The following is a 337-nucleotide window of genomic DNA, read 5'->3' on the forward strand; positions in this document are numbered from 1 at the left end:
AGCTTCATGTGGGTTTCTTTCCATTAATGGAACATGCTTATGAGCCGCCGCATGATAGATGACATCTGGCTTATATTTTTCCAACACATCTTTAATTCTCTCGGCATCTTGAACATCCGCGATCTCTGGTTCTATTTCAATATGTGGATGAGTAGTTGTAAGCTCCATTTCAATGGAATAAATACTGTTTTCTCCATGTCCTAATAGAATGATTCTCTCTGGGTTAAAGCTACTAACTTGTCTACATACTTCTGAACCGATGGATCCCCCTGCACCAGTGACAAGTACTGTTTTTCCAGTGAGTTTTTGTGAAATAGCTTGTACATCTAGTTCTACA

The 337-nt window shown here is 39.2% G+C and carries 1 protein-coding gene; it reads right to left on the bottom strand.

All coding sequences use genetic code 11. The features are described 5' to 3' along the window. Positions 1-337 (bottom strand): polysaccharide biosynthesis protein (locus tag AOA60_RS01400; RefSeq protein WP_143522333.1); only part of this gene is annotated, 337 nt, incomplete at both ends.

It is taken from the genome of Pseudomonas sp. 2822-17 (assembly GCF_002742485.1).
Taxonomy (GTDB): domain Bacteria; phylum Pseudomonadota; class Gammaproteobacteria; order Pseudomonadales; family Pseudomonadaceae; genus Aquipseudomonas; species Aquipseudomonas cyclaminis.